The sequence below is a fragment of the Vibrio sp. vnigr-6D03 genome (assembly GCF_002835515.1).
GTDB lineage: Bacteria > Pseudomonadota > Gammaproteobacteria > Enterobacterales > Vibrionaceae > Vibrio > Vibrio penaeicida.
In genome coordinates this window covers 1-2,403 of the sequence record NZ_PIZL01000033.1, presented here as the reverse complement: position 1 = coordinate 2,403, position 2,403 = coordinate 1, and the positions used below count along the sequence as shown (strand labels likewise).

The following is a 2,403-nucleotide window of genomic DNA, read 5'->3' as shown; positions in this document are numbered from 1 at the left end:
GTTTTGGGTTTTGTGGTCTGGTTGCAGAAGGTTTTGTTGGCTAAGATGCTGTTCATTGAATGCAAGCTAAGTGCTTCATTGCCAAGTTAAGTCTGTTTGTTTGTATCGCTACAACAAACAGTTCAAGCAGACCAAAAACGCGTGGCATTTTTAGTTTGCGTTGAGTTTTGTGTTTAGGGTAGTTTGCAGAAACAGCATTTGTGCGTTTTTGGCTACTTAACTGGGCGTTATAGCGCTTTGAAAATTCAAGGGTTGTAAGGTTCTCGAAAGTTGCTGGCTTCAGTGTTTTTGAGTTCGATTTCTCAGCCAGCGCCAAGGTGGTGAAATCGGTGCAAACCAAGTCGCTGAAAGCTCTCAAAACCAATTTGGTTCGCTGGATTTTGAAGTTTTGCTCTTGGCGCGTTTTCCTAAATTTTCGACTGGATCGGTGTTTTAGGTTTTGTGGTCTGGTTGCAGAGGATTTTGTTGGTTAAGATGCCTTTCATTGAATGCAAGCTAAGTGCTTCATTGCCAAGCGAGTTTGTTGCTTGTATCGCTCTAACAAAAGCTTCAAACCGACAAACAACGCGTGGCATTTTTGGTTTGCGGTGAATTTAGTGTTTAAGGCGTCATGCAGCGGCTTGTTTTGTGCGTTGTCTGCGGTTTAAGCTGGCGTTATAGCGCTTTGAAAATTCAAGGGTTGTAAGGTTTTCGAAAGTTGCTGGCTTCAGTGTTTTTGAGTTCGATTCCTTAACCTAAATCAAGGTGGTAAATCCTCGCAAGCCAAGTCGTTGTAGGTTTCAAAATTATTCAGCTGCATCAGATTTTGAAGTTTGGTTTCCGGCTAGCTTTCCTAAATTCTCGATTGAATCGGTGTTTTGGGTATTGTGGGCTGGTTGCAGAGGATTTTGTTGGCTAAGATGTAGTTCATTGAATGCAAGCTAAGTGCTTCATTGCCAAGCGAGTTTTCTGTTTGTATCGCTCTAACAAGCAGTTCAAGCAGACCAAAAAACGCGTGGCATTTTTAGTTTGCGTTGGGTTTAGTGGTTAGGGTAGTTTGCAGAAACAGCATTTGTACGTTTTTGGCTACTTAACTGGGCGTTATAGCGCTTTGAAAATTCAAAGGTTTATAAGGTTTTCGAAAGTTGCTGGCTTCAGTATTTCAAATCTCGATTTCTCAGCCAGCATCAAGGTGGTGAAATCATCGCAAGCCAAGTCTCTGTGGGGTTGCAAATCTATGTAGGTTTACCAAGTTTTGAAGTTTGGTTTTCGGTTTGATCTTCCAAATTCTCGACCTAATCGGTGTTTTGGGCTTTGTGGTCTGGTTGCAGAAGGTTTTGTTGGCTAAGATGCAGTTCATTGAATGCAATCTAAGTGCTTCATTGCCAAGCGAGTTTTTTGTTTGTATCGCTCTAACAAACAGTTCAAGCAGACCAAAAACGCGTGGCATTTTTAGTTTGCGTTGAGTTTTGTGTTTAGGGTAGTTTGCAGAAACAGCATTTGTGCGTTTTTGGCTACTTAACTGGGCGTTATAGCGCTTTGATAATTTAAGGGTTGTCAGGTTCTCGAAAATTGCTGGCTTCAGTGTTTTTGAGTTTGATTCCTCAACCAGTATCAAGGTGGAAAAGTCGTCGCAATCCAAGTTGCTGTAAGCTTTCAAAACTAATTGGAATCACTGAATTTCGAAGCTTGGCTATCGGTTCGTTTTCCTAAATTTTTGACTGGATCGGTGTTTTGGGTTTTGTGGTCTGGTTGCAGAGGATTTTGTTGGCTAAGATGCAGTTCATTGAATGCAAGCTAAGTGCTTCATTGCCAAGTTAAGTCTGTTTGCTTGTATCGCTACAACAAACAGTTCAAGCAGACCAAAAACGCGTGGCATTTTTAGCTTGCGGTGAGTTTTGTGTTTAGGGTAGTTTGCAGAAGCAGCATTTGTGCGTTTTTGGCTACTTAACTGGGCGTTATAGCGCTTTGATGATTCAAGGTTTGTAAGGAATTCGAAAGTTGCTGGCTCCAGTGTTTTTGAGTTCGCTTTCTCAACCAGCATCAAGGTGGGAAAGCCGTCGCAATCCAAGTTGCTGCAAGTTTTCAAATCCAATTAGGTTTGCTGAATTTTGAAGCTTTGCTCTAGGCTCGTTTCCTAAATTCTCGACTGAATCGGTGTTTTGGGTTTTGTGGTCTGGTTGCAGAAACTCACTTTGGTTAAGATATCGTTCATTGAATGCAAGCTAAGTGCTTCATTGCCAAGCGAGTTTTTTGTTTGTATCGCTCTAACAAAAGCTTCAAACCGACAAACAACGCGTGGCACTTTTAGTTTGCGGTGAATTTAGTGTTTAAGGCGTAATGCAGCGGCTTGTTTTGTGCGTTGTCTGCGGTTTAAGCTGGCGTTATAGCGCTTTGATAATTCAAGGTTTGTAAGGAATTCGA

2 protein-coding genes are annotated in these 2,403 nt (G+C 41.8%); both read right to left on the bottom strand.

Translation table 11 applies throughout. From position 1 onward, the window contains the following. Window positions 1–52 precede the first annotated feature (52 nt). On the bottom strand, window positions 53–364 hold the full coding sequence (locus CW749_RS22935) for a hypothetical protein (protein WP_101114726.1): 312 nt from the start codon (window positions 362–364) through the stop codon (window positions 53–55). A 1,398-nt stretch (window positions 365–1,762) separates the two neighbouring features. Then, window positions 1,763–2,074, bottom strand: a complete 312-nt coding sequence (locus tag CW749_RS28280; RefSeq protein ID WP_180958475.1) for a hypothetical protein — start codon at window positions 2,072–2,074, stop codon at window positions 1,763–1,765. Between the last annotated feature and the right edge of the window lie 329 nt (window positions 2,075–2,403).